The 15,569-nt window shown below is 36.4% G+C and carries 20 protein-coding genes; all 20 read right to left on the reverse strand.

All coding sequences use genetic code 11. The annotated features are described in order from the left end of the window. Positions 1-9 precede the first annotated feature (9 nt). On the reverse strand, positions 10-1,212 hold the full coding sequence (locus CBP76_RS12575; protein ID WP_102197209.1) for an FtsW/RodA/SpoVE family cell cycle protein: 1,203 nt from the start codon (positions 1,210-1,212) through the stop codon (positions 10-12). Positions 1,213-1,223: 11 nt separating this feature from the next. After that, entirely contained in the window at positions 1,224-1,445 is a 222-nt protein-coding gene (locus tag CBP76_RS12580; protein ID WP_102197210.1) for a DUF2969 family protein, read from the reverse strand. 10 nt (positions 1,446-1,455) lie between these two features. Further along, a complete protein-coding gene (gene yidD, locus CBP76_RS12585) occupies positions 1,456-1,746 on the reverse strand; it encodes a membrane protein insertion efficiency factor YidD (protein ID WP_102197282.1) in 291 nt (96 codons plus the stop codon). 7 nt (positions 1,747-1,753) lie between these two features. Beyond that, complete coding sequence (locus CBP76_RS12590; RefSeq protein ID WP_102197211.1) at positions 1,754-1,936, reverse strand: DNA-directed RNA polymerase subunit beta; 183 nt, start codon at positions 1,934-1,936, stop codon at positions 1,754-1,756. Positions 1,937-1,944: 8 nt separating this feature from the next. After that, entirely contained in the window at positions 1,945-2,934 is a 990-nt protein-coding gene (gene mreB, locus CBP76_RS12595; protein WP_102197212.1) for a rod shape-determining protein, read from the reverse strand. Between the two features lie 106 nt (positions 2,935-3,040). Further along, positions 3,041-4,363: a UDP-N-acetylglucosamine 1-carboxyvinyltransferase gene (gene murA / locus CBP76_RS12600; protein ID WP_102197213.1), complete on the reverse strand. Its 1,323-nt coding sequence runs from the start codon at positions 4,361-4,363 to the stop codon at positions 3,041-3,043. Between the two features lie 25 nt (positions 4,364-4,388). Then, a complete protein-coding gene (locus CBP76_RS12605; protein WP_102197214.1) occupies positions 4,389-4,622 on the reverse strand; it encodes a DUF1146 family protein in 234 nt (77 codons plus the stop codon). A 122-nt stretch (positions 4,623-4,744) separates the two neighbouring features. Next, positions 4,745-5,176 (reverse strand): F0F1 ATP synthase subunit epsilon, encoded by a 432-nt coding sequence (locus CBP76_RS12610; RefSeq protein ID WP_102197215.1) that lies wholly within the window; start codon positions 5,174-5,176, stop codon positions 4,745-4,747. 17 nt (positions 5,177-5,193) lie between these two features. Further along, positions 5,194-6,636, reverse strand: a complete 1,443-nt coding sequence (gene atpD, locus CBP76_RS12615; protein WP_102197216.1) for a F0F1 ATP synthase subunit beta — start codon at positions 6,634-6,636, stop codon at positions 5,194-5,196. Between the two features lie 20 nt (positions 6,637-6,656). After that, complete coding sequence (locus tag CBP76_RS12620) at positions 6,657-7,574, reverse strand: F0F1 ATP synthase subunit gamma (RefSeq protein WP_102197217.1); 918 nt, start codon at positions 7,572-7,574, stop codon at positions 6,657-6,659. A gap of 17 nt (positions 7,575-7,591) precedes the next feature. Next, positions 7,592-9,130, reverse strand: coding sequence for a F0F1 ATP synthase subunit alpha (gene atpA, locus CBP76_RS12625; RefSeq protein WP_102197218.1), 1,539 nt, complete (start codon positions 9,128-9,130; stop codon positions 7,592-7,594). Between the two features lie 15 nt (positions 9,131-9,145). Beyond that, complete coding sequence (gene atpH, locus CBP76_RS12630) at positions 9,146-9,694, reverse strand: ATP synthase F1 subunit delta (RefSeq protein ID WP_102197219.1); 549 nt, start codon at positions 9,692-9,694, stop codon at positions 9,146-9,148. Continuing rightward, complete coding sequence (gene atpF / locus CBP76_RS12635) at positions 9,681-10,202, reverse strand: F0F1 ATP synthase subunit B (RefSeq protein WP_425430311.1); 522 nt, start codon at positions 10,200-10,202, stop codon at positions 9,681-9,683. The genes atpH and atpF overlap by 14 nt, the downstream gene beginning before the upstream one ends. Before the next feature lie 73 nt (positions 10,203-10,275). Continuing rightward, a complete protein-coding gene (gene atpE, locus CBP76_RS12640; protein ID WP_010020175.1) occupies positions 10,276-10,488 on the reverse strand; it encodes a F0F1 ATP synthase subunit C in 213 nt (70 codons plus the stop codon). 23 nt (positions 10,489-10,511) lie between these two features. Next, positions 10,512-11,222, reverse strand: a complete 711-nt coding sequence (atpB, locus tag CBP76_RS12645) for a F0F1 ATP synthase subunit A (protein ID WP_102197220.1) — start codon at positions 11,220-11,222, stop codon at positions 10,512-10,514. Positions 11,223-11,309: 87 nt separating this feature from the next. Then, positions 11,310-11,939 (reverse strand): uracil phosphoribosyltransferase, encoded by a 630-nt coding sequence (upp, locus tag CBP76_RS12650; protein ID WP_102197221.1) that lies wholly within the window; start codon positions 11,937-11,939, stop codon positions 11,310-11,312. A gap of 11 nt (positions 11,940-11,950) precedes the next feature. Continuing rightward, entirely contained in the window at positions 11,951-12,961 is a 1,011-nt protein-coding gene (locus CBP76_RS12655; RefSeq protein ID WP_102197222.1) for an L-threonylcarbamoyladenylate synthase, read from the reverse strand. 2 nt (positions 12,962-12,963) lie between these two features. Next, positions 12,964-13,812 (reverse strand): peptide chain release factor N(5)-glutamine methyltransferase, encoded by an 849-nt coding sequence (gene prmC / locus CBP76_RS12660; protein WP_102197223.1) that lies wholly within the window; start codon positions 13,810-13,812, stop codon positions 12,964-12,966. Next, positions 13,790-14,887, reverse strand: a complete 1,098-nt coding sequence (gene prfA / locus CBP76_RS12665) for a peptide chain release factor 1 (protein WP_102197224.1) — start codon at positions 14,885-14,887, stop codon at positions 13,790-13,792. Before prfA ends, prmC begins: the two co-directional genes overlap by 23 nt. A 21-nt stretch (positions 14,888-14,908) precedes the next feature. After that, a complete protein-coding gene (locus CBP76_RS12670) occupies positions 14,909-15,490 on the reverse strand; it encodes a thymidine kinase (protein WP_102197225.1) in 582 nt (193 codons plus the stop codon). Between the last annotated feature and the right edge of the window lie 79 nt (positions 15,491-15,569).

The following is a 15,569-nucleotide window of genomic DNA, read 5'->3' on the forward strand; positions in this document are numbered from 1 at the left end:
AACTGCTCCTTATCTTTGATCAAAAGTTCCATTTTCAAACATATAACTCTTATGATGGAATCGCATCGACATTACTAAACCAATTCCAATCATATTAGCAAGTAATGACGATCCACCTTGAGAAATAAACGGTAGAGGGATACCAGTTAACGGTAATAGACCAACGCTCATACCAATATTTTCAAAAACATGGAATAAAATCATCATAATAACACCGGTTGATACATATGCATAAAATTCATTTTTAGTATCAAAGGTTACTTGAATCATTTGATAAATCAACAAGAAATACAACAAGATTAAAACGCATGATCCAATAAATCCAAAGTTTTCACCAATAACGGAAAAAATCATATCAGATTCACGAACCGGAACATATACGTTAGACACATTGAATCCCTTACCAAACAATTGACCTGAACCTATGGCTTTCATATTCTGCCATATTTGATAACCATTCTCCGATGTATCGGCTGACGGGTCACGCCAGCTATCAATACGAGCAAACTGATACGATCTAAATCCAAAACGCCCTAAAATCTCTCGGCCCCAATCGGTAGTAGCAAACAATAAAGCTGTTCCACCAATAACAGCAACAATTAAAAATCCAATTAATAATATTCGCCAATCGATCCCAGAAACTAAAATCATTCCTCCAAGAATCGCGATAAAAACCAAAATAGTACCGAAATCATTTTGTAACTTCATGAGAATCACAATTGGTAAAGTACATAATATTAATTTTCCAATCAACATAAAGTCAGTCTTAATTGTATGTACTTGAAATTGACTATTATGATTCGTAATAATTTTCCCCAGCATTAATATAAAGGCTGGCTTCATAACCTCAGATGGCTGAAAAGTAAACGAACCTATAGCAAACCAATTTTTAGCACCAGTACTAGCAGCGTAACTTCTACTGTAAAAAATTAGAACTAAAAACAGAAGTACTAATCCAGCATAATAAGCATAATTAGCCACTTGCCATAACTGTTCAGCATCAAATTGCATAATTACGGCTACTATAATGGCTCCCAAAGCATACCAAGCCACCTGTGATACTACATTTTTTAATGGATTTTGTGAGTCCTGAATCGTCGCAACATAAATTGACATTAAGCCAATTATTGCTAGCATCATTACAGAAAAAATGATACCGTAATCAATTCGTGAATCCACATCATTCTTTTTTCTATTTTCTCTTATTTGCATGTTTACACCTGCTAATGATTATGTAGATTATATTGCATTAGCAACTCATTGATTGCATCGTCCAATTTTACTGATTTGAATGGTGTTTCATTACTTTCAACAAATGAAAGATATCGTTCGCTATCCTTTTTGATAGTACCAATATACTTTTTGCCATCCCAAAGCTCGTATGTTTCAGGATCACTACTAATATCTTTCAAGCTAATTTCAACTGATTTTTTTCTACTAGACATTAAATCTTTCCTATTCTTTATTATGAAATTTATTTGCTATAATTTCATCTTCGTATTTTTCTGGATGAGGATTTCTAAATATAGTGAAATTATCTGGCACAGGGTCAACTCCACCACGAACAAAGGGATTACAGCGTAATATTCTTGCAATTCCCATAATTGTACCTAAAATTCCTCCATGCTTTTTAACAGCATCGATAAAATAAGTCGAACATGTTGGATAATAACGACAACTCGGTGGTAAAACAGGAGATATGAATTTTTGATAGCCTCTAACGATTCCGATTAATATTTTTTTCAGCATCGAACTACCTTAGAAAATCAAACATATGCATCCAAGTTCCCGGCCATAGAACGGCTAATGGATTAGAGCCACCTAAAGCCGAACCAACTAACATTCCAACCACTAAGAAAATTAGCATCAATAATAATATCCAACCAATCTTTTTAAAAATATCTCGACGATATTCTTTACCAAAATCTCTTTTCATTTTTCATCCTAGTATTTCTTATGTTTTTCGATATGATCTAACAACACACCTGTACCCAATGCTACTGAATCTAGTGGACTATCCGTCAAAAGAACGGGCACTTGCAATTTCTCAGATAATAATTTATCAAGATTCTTCAATAGTGCTCCACCACCTGTGAGCATGATACCACGATCGATAATGTCTCCTGATAGTTCTGGAGGCGTTTGCTCTAAAACGTTTTTAGCAGCACTGACAATTTGATCTACACCATCTGCTAACGCTTCTTGAATCTCAACTTCATTAGTTGTAATTTCTTTTGGCAAACCTGACACAATATCAATACCACTGGCAGAGAAAGTTTTACTTTCATCGGCATCCATAACACAGCCGATTTCTATCTTAATCTGTTCAGCAGTTCTTTCACCAATTATCAAATTATGATGTTGTTTGATATATGCTTGAATGGCACCTGTCATCTTATCACCAGCAAAACGTAATGATTGACTAGTTACAATGTCACCCATTGAAATAACTGCAATATCACTTGTACCACCACCGATATCAATAACCATATTACCTTGTGGCTTAAAAATATCCAAACCAGCACCAACAGCAGCCACTTTAGGTTCTAACTGTAAATAAACCTTTCCGCCACCAGCTTGTTCAGCTGCTTCAATAATAGATTTTTGTTCAACTGGTGTAACGTTTGTTGGAGCACAAATCATTATTGTAGGCTTTGAAAAACGACTCCCAACATTTAATTTTTCGATAAAATATTGAAGCATTTTTTCAGTAATATCAAAGTCAGCGATAACACCATCCTTTAAGGGACGGATAGCCTTAATGTTAGCTGGAGTTCTACCAACCATCATATAGGCATCCTTACCAACTGCTACGACATCGTTATTATTTGTATTAATTGCTACAACGGAAGGTTCATTCAAAACAATTCCATCGCCTTTTACATCAATAAGTACATTTGCTGTACCCAAATCAATTCCTAGATATTTTGACATACTATATCCTCCAAAATCTAAACACAAAAAGTATATCATAATCAGCCTAATCATTAAATTGTCAATAAAAAAAAGAAAGTGATAAATCCACTTTCTTAAGACAATTCTAAGCCAATTTGGTAATACTTGGTATTGTATTAAAGACTAAACTTTCTCTACCAGTTTCATCAATTGAAACTCGTCTAATTTTAGCACCTAAATCTCTTAGTTTTTCAGTGAAATGATAATATCCTCGATCCAAATATTGAAGGTTGGAAACTCTTGTTTCACCTTCAGCAACTAACCCTGCTAATACAAGTGCTGCAGCAGCACGCAAATCAGTAGCAGAAACGTTAGCACCACTTAGTTGGGCAGGACCGAACATAATTACAGAATTACCTTCGATCTTATAATCAGCTTGCATCTTTCCAAATTCAGGAAAATGCATAAATCTATTTTCAAAAACAGTTTCTGTCATAACAGTTGTTCCCACACTCAATAATTGAGCTAAAGTCATCTGAGCCTGCATATCAGTTGGGAAACCAGGATGTGGCAATGTTTTTACATCAACAGGCTTTAATTGATTAGTACCAATAATACGTATTCCTTCATCATTTTCTTTAACAGAAACACCCATCTCCATTAATTTAGAAATCAAAGGACGGTTATGAGCTGCTACGGCATCCTTAATGAAAATATCACCATTAGTTACAGCAGCCGCAACCATAAAAGTTCCAGCTTCTATACGATCTTGCATAATTGAATGCTCACAACCGTGTAAACTAGAAACACCAGTAATGCGGACCGTATTAGTTCCAGCGCCAGTGACATTAGCACCCATTTTGCTCAATATATTAGCTAAATCAACAATTTCAGGTTCTCTAGCCGCATTATCAATGATTGTTTCTCCATTGGCTAAAGTGGCAGCCATCATAATATTTTGTGTGGCACCAACACTTGGGAAATCTAAATAAATATTAGCTCCATGCAAACCATCAGTTGTGGCATCAATATAACCACCATTTTGACTAAATTTTGCACCCATGGCTTCAAGACCTTTGATATGTAAATCAATTGGTCTTGAACCAATAGCACAACCACCAGGCATAGCAACGTGTGCTTCTTTATTTCTAGCCAATAGCGGACCTAAAACAACGATTGAGGCACGCATTTTATCTACTAGATCTTCAGGAGCAGTAGTACCTGTTCCTTTGCTAGTATCAACTGTTAATACTTCATCAACTTCATCATATGAAACATCAGCTTTTAAGGCCTTCAAAACTTTGGACATTGTAATTACATCCGATAACGGAGGAATATTAGTTAACAAGGTCTTACCCTTAGATGCTAAAATAGTCGCCGCTAATATTGGTAAGGCGGCATTCTTAGCACCCTCAATTCTGACAGTTCCCTTTAATTGCGTAGGTCCATTTACGATTATTTGTTGCACAATATTCTCCTCCAAAAATCTGGAATCATTTAAAAAGCAAGGCTATATTTTGAGATAGACTAAAAATACTCATAAAAAAAGAGCTTACTGTATAACCAAGAGCGATTGCAATAAACGCTACAAGTAATTGTAACATTTTAGGATTGGTTTTGTTATATATCTTTTTCCAATCTACAACTTGTAAAGCATTAAAACTAATCCAAATAAATATAACATGACTTATAAGCGTTATTATGGCATTTATCCCTATGTTTGTCATTTTATAAACCTCACTTTTTTTAATAATAACATTTTTTTCTTCACATGTAGTCATTGCAACAAATACTTTAGATTAATTTAAGACACAAAAAAAGACTGAGTTTTTTTTCTCAGTCTTCTTAATTAACTATTTCTGTGTCCACTTACGTTAATTCTGTTAACAGCTTTACGCAAGGATACTTGAGCACGAGCCAATTCATCAATGTTGTGCTTTTCTTCAGCAACTTTGATTGTTTTCTCAGCTCTTTGCTTAGCATACTCGGCACGTCTTAAATCAATGTCTCTAGCTCTTTCGGCACTATTGGCGACGATTGAGACTAGATCATTGCTAAACTCCAAGAACCCGCCATTTACAGCAATTGAGTCTTCATGATGAGGCTTGTCCACACGACGGACACGGACTTCATCAATAACTAAAGGAGCAATAATTGGAGCATGATGAGCCATGACACCAATTTCACCATCAATAGTACTCAAAACAACGAGTTTTGCATGATGATCATAAACAACACCATCGGGAGTAACAATATTGACCGTCATTATGTTTTCAGCCATATTATCTCCTCCTATCGTTAATTGGCAACGGCTTGTGCAGCATCATCTGCATCAGCTGGTTTCCAACCCATCTGCTTAGCTTTGTCTAGAACATCTTCAATTCCACCGACACCGTTGAAGGCATCTTCAGGAACATCATCATATTTACCATCTAAGATAGCATGGAAATCTTTTACTGTTTCAGCAACAGGAACGTATGAACCAGGCTTACCAGTAAATTGTTCAGCAACACTGAAGTTTTGTGATAAGAAGAATTGAATACGTCTTGCACGGGCAACAACAGTTTTCTCTTCATCAGATAATTCATCCATACCTAAAATAGAAATAATATCTTGAAGTTCATGGTATCTTTGAAGAACCTCTTGAACCTGTGTAGCAACATCATAATGTTCTTGTCCAACTATATCAGGAGATAAAGCTGATGATGTTGATGCCAAAGGATCAACGGCTGGATAGATACCTTGTTGTGTCAATTTACGTTCCAAGTTGGTTGTAGCATCCAAATGGGCGAAAGTTGTGGCTGGAGCTGGATCAGTATAATCATCGGCAGGAACATAAACGGCTTGAATTGATGTGATTGAACCCTTCTTTGTAGAAGTGATTCTTTCTTGCAATTGACCCATTTCTGTAGCCAATGTTGGTTGATAACCAACGGCTGAAGGCATACGACCAAGCAAAGCTGAAACCTCAGAACCAGCTTGGGTAAATCTAAAGATGTTATCGATAAACAATAATACATCTTGTCCTTCAACGTCACGGAAGTACTCAGCAATTGTCAAACCTGTTAAGGCAACACGCATACGAGCACCAGGTGATTCATTCATTTGACCATAAACCATGGCTGTTTTAGCAAGAACACCAGATTCCTTCATTTCATAATAAAGGTCATTACCTTCACGTGTTCTTTCACCAACACCAGTAAATACAGAAATACCACCGTGTTCTTCGGCAATATTATGAATTAATTCTTGAATTAAAACAGTCTTACCAACACCGGCACCACCGAACAAACCAACTTTACCACCACGAATGTATGGTTCTAGAAGATCAATAACTTTGATACCTGTTTCAAGAATTTCTGTTGATGTATTTAATTGATCATAAGCAGGTGCTTGACGGTGAATGCTCTTTCTTGGGAAGTCAGCATCAAATGGCTTGCCTCCATCGATTGCATCACCTAAAACGTTAAACACACGACCCAAAGTTTCTTTACCAACTGGCACAGAAATTGGACCTTCAGTATTAACTACTTCAGCACCTCTTTGAAGTCCATCGGTAGAACTCATGGAAATAGCACGCAAGGCGCCATCACCTAATTCTAGGGCAACTTCAAGGGTAATTTCAGATCCGTTGTTTGTGTTAACTTTTAGTGCATCGTTAATTTCTGGTAAATCCCCATCTAATGGAAATTCAACATCGACAACTGGTCCGATTACCTGAATAACTTTACCTTTACTCATTAATTTGGCTCCTTTCTAAACTATTCAAGTGCAGCAGCACCACCGATAATTTCAGTGATCTCTGTAGTAATTTGAGATTGACGGGCACGGTTATAATGCAATGATAATTCAGAAATCAAATCATCAGCATTATCAGTCGCACTCTTCATAGCAGTAACAGAAGCAGCATGCTCTGCTGTCTTTGCATCCATCATTGCTCCTAAAACCAAACACTCAATATATTGAGGCACAATTGCAGACAAAACTGCTTTAGGATTAGGTTCTGTGATATATTCACTGGCAACTTGTTGTTCTTCAGCGGTAACATCATCAGGTTCAGTTAATGGCAATAATTTGTCAGTTGTAAACTTAGAAACCAATGAATTAACGTGATGATTATGGCAAATATCGATTTCATCAAACACTTCAGCCTGATACATATTCAAAATTGCTTTCATAATCGGTGTGATATCTTCAACTGTAGGAATATCAGGTAAACCTGTATATTCATAAGATACATCAAAACCACGTGCCTTGAAGAATTCCGTTCCAGTAGCTCCAAGTGAAATAATAGTAAATTTACTCTTATCGCCTTTGTATTTCTTTTGGAATAAATCCATCATGGCCTTTAAGATATTACTATTATATCCACCAACAAGTCCACGGTCACTTGTAATGACAACATAGGCTGTTTTTTGAACTTCACGAACCTTTAAAAGACTATTCAAACTCAACGGATCAGTGGAATCATCGGCAATTGATAACTCTTTAAACACATCAGCCGCCGTCAAATGTCTAACAATGTCTTCAACTTTTTTTGCGTACAATTGATAAGCAATAGATTTCTTTTCAATACGAGAGAGTTTAGCACCAGAAACCATTTGCATGGCTCTTGTTATTTGACCGGTTTTCTTAGTAGAAGAAATTCTTCTTTTAATATCCATAAGGGACTCAGCCATAATTTAAACCTCCTGTATTAGTTTTCTTTCTTGCTATCAGAACTATCTGATTTTGATGCTAAAAAGTTTTCTGTAAATTCCTTTACAGCTGCTTTGAAAGTATCTTCATCAGGTAACGTACCTTTTTCTTTGATTGTTTGTAAGAGATCTGAGTGGTTTGCCTCGAAATATTCAGAAAGTGAAGCTTCATATTCTTTAATATCTTCAACTTGAACTTTATCCAAGAATCCTCTTGTCAAAGCAAACAAAATCAAAACTTGTTTTTCAACTGCGACTGGTGAATGTACAGGTTGCTTTAGAACCTCTTCAGTACGACGGCCACGATCTAGTTTTGCCTTTGTTGCCTCATCAAGATCAGAACCAAATTGAGCAAATGATTCCAATTCATGATATGAAGAAAGGTCTAGACGTAAGGTACCAGCAACTTTCTTCATAGCTTTGATTTGAGCATCCCCACCAACACGAGATACAGATGTACCAGCATCAATAGCTGGACGTGAACCTGAGTGGAACATATCACTACTCAAGAAAATCTGTCCATCAGTGATAGAAATAACGTTAGTTGGGATATAAGCAGACACATCACCAGCTTGTGTTTCAACGATAGGTAAGGCAGTCATTGAACCACCACCTAATTCGTCACTCAACTTAGCTGCACGTTCTAGCAAACGTGAATGTAAGTAGAAAACATCACCAGGATATGCTTCACGCCCAGGTGGTCTACGAAGCAATAGTGATATTTCACGATAAGCATTAGCTTGTTTACTTAAATCATCATAGATAATAAGAACATGCTTGCCGTTATACATGAAATACTCACCCATTGCAGCACCAGCATATGGTGCAAAATAAAGCATTGGGGCTGGTTGACTAGGACCAGCTTCGACAACGATTGTATAATCCATTGCGCCATGTTTTCTTAAAGTTTCAACTTGTGATCTGATAGTTGATTCTTTTTGTCCAATGGCAACATAAATACAAATCATGTCTTGATCTTTTTGATTTAGAATTGTATCAATAGCGATTGATGTTTTACCAGTTTTACGGTCACCAATGATCAACTCACGTTGACCACGACCAATAGGAACAAGTGAGTCAACGGCCTTCAAACCTGTTTGCAAAGGTTCAAAAACTGACTTACGTTGCATAACACCGGGTGCAGGTGATTCAATAGGTCTCGTTTTGTCAGTCTTGATTTCTCCAAGACCGTCAACTGGTTGACCCAAAGAGTTTACGACACGTCCAACCATTGATTCACCAACGGGAACTTCCATAATACGACCTGTTCTCTTAACAGTATCGCCTTCACGGATTTTATCGTAATTACCTAAAATAATGATACCAACATCATCACTTTCAAGGTTTTGAGCCACACCAAAAGTACCGTCTTGGAATTCTAGCAATTCACTTGCCATAGCATTTTCAAGGCCATTAGCACGAGCAATACCATCACCGACGTATGTAACTGTACCTACTTCATCAACTGAGAGTTCATTTTTATAGTTCTTTAACTGTTCTTTGATCAGCGAACTAATCTCTTCAGTTTTGATGCTCATTCTTTTCACCTCGACTTAATTATTAACCAATAGTGTCTTCTTAATATCGTTAAATCTCTTCACGACACTACCATCAACGACTTGATCGCCTACACGAATTATAACGCCGCCAATGATTTTTGAATCAACTATTTTCGTTAAATTTACTTTATTTACTGAAAATCTATCTTTAATTACGGATTCAAGGTTCTTTGATTGAGCTTCGTCCAAATCAATAGTAGTAGTAACTGTTGCTTCAACGATACCGTTTACTTCATCATACTTTTCGATAAAAGCATCGGCAATTTCCACAATACAATCCATACGATTATTGTCAAAAACTAAACCTAAAAAGTCTTGCATTAATTCGCCAAATTGACTCTTTAATGTATCCAAAATTGTAAGTTTTTCAGTGCGAGAAATAGAACGTCCTGCCAAAGCAAAGCTCAGACTAGGATTCTTTTCATAGACAGTTTTCAAAGATTTTAAATCTTCAAGCATTTCTTCTATGGAATTTTGTTCTTCAGCTACTTCATAAAGTGCCTTACTATAACGCTTTCCCACTTGATTTTTACTTAGTTTCATTTACCGTCAACTCCTTAATATAAGAGTCGATTAGTGACTTTTGATCGTCTGCATTAAGCTCTTTAGAAATAACTTTTGAAGCAATTTCCAAAGATAAATTTGCTATGTCATTTTGAGCGCCTGCCATAGCATCTTCTCTAGCTTTAGCTGCATCAGATTTTGCTCTTTGTCTTAATTCTTCAGCTTCGCTATGAGCTGCGGATACGATGGACTTCTCTTGAGTCTCACCGCTTTCCTTAGCTTTATTAACAATTTCCACTGCTTCAGCACGTGAATTTTTAAGAGCATCTTCACGTTCTTTTGCCAACTTTTCAGCACGTGAGCGTTCCTGATCCGCATAATCAAGATCACCAGTAATCTTTTCAGATCTAGCATCCATCATCTTTGTAACAGGACCCCAAGCAAAATGCTTAACTAACAGTGCTAAAACGATGAAAGAAATAAGAATGAAAAGCATGTCACCCAAAGCTACTTGATTAGCTCCGAGAACTAATAAACCTGCCAATATTCTTCACTCCTTCCCTTCTAATAAGTACATAACATAAAAAGGCGACTATATTATAGCGCCATAGTTGTATGTATTAAACGAAAAGAATAACGAACGCAATAGCAATGGCAATGATAGGAACAGCTTCGATAAGACCAACACCAATGAACATTGTTCCTCTTAACTTATCAGCTACTTCTGGTTGACGGGCCATACCTTCAAGAGTTTTTGAAATAACAAGTCCGTTACCGATTGATGCTCCAAGAGCAGCGATACCAGCTGCAAGAGCTGCCGCAATATCCTTCATAATTTAAAATCCTCCAATAAATGTTATTCTTGTTCCATTTTACGTGAAATATAAACCATTGATAAGGTGGTAAATACGTACGCTTGGATGGCTCCAATAAATACAGAAAAGCCTTGCCATACCATAGCTAATGGCATGGCTGCAACAAATGTCACAGCGCCAAGACTCTTTGCAACAGTTCCAATAAGTGCAAGAAGTACTTCGCCGGCAAAAATATTACCGTAAAGACGTAGTGATAATGTTAGGAAATTAGTAAATTCTTCCAGAAGGTTAATTGGTAGTAAAAACTTGACCGGTCTCGCATAATTGGCTAAGTAACCACCGAATCCAAACTTCTTCACAGCATAGTAGTGTGATATTAACAATGAAACCGTCGCAAGTCCCATTGTAATTAAAGGATTAGATGTTGGTGACTTAACATATGTAAAACCGCCAACCTTTAATTGAAAGAACAATCCTAATTGGTTAGAAACAAAGATAAATAGGAATAGTACAAACGCATAAAGATTGAATTGTTTACCCGAACCGTCTGGTATTGCCGATTTTACAATTCCATTTGTAAAATCAATCATCCATTCAAGTACATTCTGTGCTTTACCTGGTCTCATGGTGACTTTACGAGATAATGCAAACACCAAAATGAAAACAAGGACAGCAGAGACAAGAACTGACAAGTCATTTGCAACATTGAATCTTAAGCCTAAAAATTCAACAAACTTATACTTATCATCCAATAATAACCCTCCTTTCTTCGCTTATTGAAAACAATTGATACCTCAAAATAATAACACTAAATTTTATATATTCAAACAATGAAATAGTTATTTTGTCCCAAATAATCTGTCCCCTGCATCGCCTAATCCTGGGAAGATATATCCATCGTCTGTAATCTTTTCATCAAGTGAAGCAGCATAGATATCAACATCTGGATGTGCTTCCTGAACAGCCTTGACACCTTCTGGAGCAGCTACCAAAACAACTAAACGCATATGTTTAGCACCACGCTTTTTAAGTGCTTCAATAGCCATGTTAGCTGAACCACCAGTTGCGAGCATTGGATCAACAATAAACAATTCACGTTGATCAATATCACTAGGGAGCTTTACAAAGTATTCGTGTGGCTTCAAAGTCTTTTCATCACGATACATACCAATATGTCCTACTTTAGCTGCAGGAATCAACTCCAAAACACCATCGACCATACCAAGACCAGCACGTAAGATAGGAATAACAGCCAATTTCTTACCGGCAAGAACCTTTTGAGTTGATTTACCCATTGGTGTTTCAACTACAACATCCTTCAATGGTAAATCACGAGTAATTTCGTAAACCATCAGTTCACCAATTTCATTGGCCACCTCACGGAATACCTTTGTTCCTGTGTGCTTGTTACGGATAATTGTAAGTTTATGTTGAATCAATGGGTGATTTAATACTGTAAATTTAGACATTTTTAGTCTCCTTAGTTTTTATAATGTGCATTGCCGGCTGATTTATTCAAACGATTACTATAAGCTGCCCCATGCCCCTCATCAGAGAAACCTTGAGCCAGAATGTACTTTACATGATCATTATCTAGTTGACGAAGACCTGCAAATAATTCACGAGATGCACTGAGAACATCCTTTCCCAGAGAGAAAGTTTCGATATCAGTTGGCACGTTTTGCAAAACTTCATCTGTTGCCATAATACCCATTGGTACATCTTTAGCAGCATATTCACTAATAGCTCTTCCAAAGTCATTAACATCATCAACAATAATAACCTGTGCACTTGGTGCATAATGCTTATACTTCATTCCCGGTGCCTTTGGAACCTCTGTTGCTGTAACTTTATGATGATCAGAATTAACGTTATCAATTACTTTTAATAAGTCCTCCGAATCAATCATCCCTGGTCTCAATATTGTTGGTATATCTACTGACAAATCAATTACAGTAGACTCTACGCCCAATTTAGTTGGACCATCATCCAAAATGGCAGAAATTTTGCCATGTAGATCATGATAAACGTGCTTGGCTAATGTTGGACTAGGTTTTCCACTAGTATTGGCTGAAGGCCCTACAATAGGTTTTCCAAAAATTTTAATGAGATTTAAGGTAACCTCATTATTTGGCATCCGAAAAGCAGCAGTTGTAAGTCCCCCCGTAACTGCCTTAGAAAGTTTACCAGGTTGAATAGGCATAATGATCGTCAATGGACCTGGCCAAAATTCATCCATTAACTTAGTTGCCAATGTTTTATAGTCATTATCGGCATATTCCCAAACCATATCTGGTCCTGAAACATGTACAATCAATGGATTATCACTGGGACGTCCCTTAGCAGCATAGACATCCTTAACTACATCAGGTCTAGTAGCATCAGCCCCTAGACCATAAACGGTCTCTGTTGGAAAAGCAACAAGTTTTCCTTGAGCCAAATAATTCGCAGCTGCTTGAATCTGTGTATTTGTGAGTATCTCAGTTTCCAATACTACATCTCCTTTTTAGCTTTTAGATATCGATAATTCCCACTCATATCTTTATGAAATTCTACAACATAATTAGGTAAATTATCACAAAAAATTTGTTTTATTGCATCTTTTTGTCGAAAACCAAACTCCATGTACAAAATTCCCTCATCAGAAAGAAAATTATCAACTGTCTCACTAATATTCTCATAAAATTCTAAACCATTATCATTCCCATATAAAGCCAAATCAGGTTCATATTTTATTACACTGAGATCCATGTCCCTTTTTTCATCTTTTGCAATGTAGGGTGGATTGGAAACAATCACATCAAATTTTTGAGGTTCAATCTTTGCAAAAAGATCACTCTGTTTAAAAAATACGTTATTAGTCTGATAATTTTCAGAATTAAGTTCTGCAACCTCAAGTGCATCTGAAGAAATATCGGTTGCTAGAATCTCATCATCTGGAAATTCCAATCCCAAAGTAACTGCAATGATTCCTGAACCAGTACCGATATCACAGATACTTTTTTTATTATTACCATGATCATCAATAATCCTTTGGACCATGTCTTCAGTATCCTGTCTTGGAATCAGTACATGCTCGTTTACTGAAAATGTTCGTCCCATAAAATACGCATACCCTAAGATATATTGAACCGGCTCATCCATTCCTAGCCTAGCAAGTCCATCACGAAATTTTCGCATAATATCATTCGGAACATAATCATTTCGATGAAGTTGTAATTGTGTATAATTGAATCCGCTTAATTCTTCCATTAAGTACTCTGCATCTTCAGGAAATTTATTTAGATCCTTTAACACAGAAAAAGCCCTTTTCAGGGCATTAGAATAGCTTAGCTTCTCCACTTTGAATTTGCTCCAGCTTCTTAGTTTGATCGTCAACGATTAAAGCATCAATAACTTCCTCAAGTTCACCATTCATAATTCTATCAAGTTTATTTAAAGATAGACCAATTCTGTGATCAGTAACACGGTTTTGAGGATAATTATATGTTCTAATACGCTCTGAACGGTCACCAGTACCAACAGCAGATTTACGTTGTTCATCATATTCACTTTGGTTTTGTGATTCATAATAATCATAGACACGTGATTTTAAAATTTGCATAGCCTTTTGACGGTTTTGTTGTTGTGAACGTTGATCTTGCATAGCAACAACAATTCCTGTTGGAAGATGGGTCATACGAACAGCTGATGAGGTCTTATTGATATGTTGACCACCAGCACCAGATGAACGATAAACATCTGTTCTAATATCTTTTGGATCAAGATCAATATCAACCTCATCATATTCAGGCATAACGGCAACAGTTGCTGTTGATGTATGAACACGTCCTTGGGATTCAGTTGAAGGAATACGTTGAACACGGTGAGCACCATTTTCGTACTTAAGTTTGGAATAAACACTATTACCAGTGATCATTACGGCAACATCTTTATAACCACCAACCTCCGTATCAGTTTCATCGATGATATCAAAACTCCATCCTTGTTTTTCAGCGTATTTACTATACATACTCAACAAATCCGCTGCAAACAAGCTAGCCTCATCCCCACCAGCGGCTCCACGAATTTCCATGATAATGTTCTTATCATCATTAGGATCTTTAGGAAGCATTAAAAGCGTGATTTTATGTTCGATTTCATCTAACTCTTTTTTTGATGATTCCATTTCATCTTTGGCCATTGCCTGCATATCAGAATCATCAGTTTCACGCAAAATCTCATCACTATCACTGATACTTTGTTTTAATTCTTTATAACGTTTAAAAGCAGCAACAACATCGCGCATATCGGCTTCTTCCTTAGAATAAGCCATATAACGTTTAGTATCGTTGATAACTTCAGGATCACTCATCAACTCTTGTAATTCACTATATCTTTCGAGTAATGTTTCAAGTTGTTCAAATACTTTATCCAATTTAACTATCCTTTCTTCTATTTAGTCTTTATCTAGCATTGGAGGATGGTTATAGTGCCGACGGCAGACTGGATAATACATTTCATTACCACCAATAACAACCTGGTCACCGTCATAAACTGGTTTACCATTAGCCATACGCATATTCATTGTAGCTTTTTTTGTACAGAACCAGCAAATTGTCTTCATTTCTTCCAATTTATCCGCATACAATAAGAGATATTTTGTTCCTTCAAACAATTCATTTCTAAAATCATTCTTCAAACCAAATGCCATAACTGGTATTCCCAAATCATCAACCACTTGAGTTGCCTGTAAAACTTGAGCTTTTGTCATGAATTCACATTCATCAATCAATACACAAGCTGCACTAGGATTCTTACTTTTAACAATTTCAAAAACATTTGAATCATCTTTTAGAGCAATCGCCTCACGATTCAACCCCATTCGACTCTCTATTTTTCCAGTGCCGGAACGAGTATCCAAAATGCTAGTCATTAAAATAACTGACTTACCTTGTTCTTCATAATTATGTGCTACTTTTAAAATCTCAATCGATTTTCCACTGTTCATAGCGCCATATTTAAAAAATAATTGAGCCAAATTTACGCCTCCAAAAATATGTCCTTAGAGATTATAACGAAAAAATTGGCTCTTGAACATATCAAAGATTACCCAATTT

This window comes from Companilactobacillus nuruki, from assembly GCF_002872255.1.
Taxonomy (GTDB): domain Bacteria; phylum Bacillota; class Bacilli; order Lactobacillales; family Lactobacillaceae; genus Companilactobacillus; species Companilactobacillus nuruki.

Bases quoted from the DNA above. Each gene is read 5' to 3' on its own strand.
- atpH (WP_102197219.1), bottom strand. From the start codon at position 9,694: ATGAAACTAAGTAAAAATCAAGTGGGAAAGCGTTATAGTAAGGCACTT.
- atpE (WP_010020175.1), bottom strand. From the start codon at position 10,488: ATGAAGGATATTGCGGCAGCTCTTGCAGCTGGTATCGCTGCTCTTGGA.
- CBP76_RS12610 (WP_102197215.1), bottom strand. From the start codon at position 5,176: ATGGCTGAAAACATAATGACGGTCAATATTGTTACTCCCGATGGTGTT.
- CBP76_RS12575 (WP_102197209.1), bottom strand. From the start codon at position 1,212: ATGCAAATAAGAGAAAATAGAAAAAAGAATGATGTGGATTCACGAATT.
- CBP76_RS12580 (WP_102197210.1), bottom strand. From the start codon at position 1,445: ATGTCTAGTAGAAAAAAATCAGTTGAAATTAGCTTGAAAGATATTAGT.
- atpA (WP_102197218.1), bottom strand. From the start codon at position 9,130: ATGAGCATCAAAACTGAAGAGATTAGTTCGCTGATCAAAGAACAGTTA.
- CBP76_RS12605 (WP_102197214.1), bottom strand. From the start codon at position 4,622: ATGACAAACATAGGGATAAATGCCATAATAACGCTTATAAGTCATGTT.
- upp (WP_102197221.1), bottom strand. From the start codon at position 11,939: ATGTCTAAATTTACAGTATTAAATCACCCATTGATTCAACATAAACTT.
- atpD (WP_102197216.1), bottom strand. From the start codon at position 6,636: ATGAGTAAAGGTAAAGTTATTCAGGTAATCGGACCAGTTGTCGATGTT.
- CBP76_RS12590 (WP_102197211.1), bottom strand. From the start codon at position 1,936: ATGAAAAGAGATTTTGGTAAAGAATATCGTCGAGATATTTTTAAAAAG.
- mreB (WP_102197212.1), bottom strand. From the start codon at position 2,934: ATGTCAAAATATCTAGGAATTGATTTGGGTACAGCAAATGTACTTATT.
- CBP76_RS12620 (WP_102197217.1), bottom strand. From the start codon at position 7,574: ATGGCTGAGTCCCTTATGGATATTAAAAGAAGAATTTCTTCTACTAAG.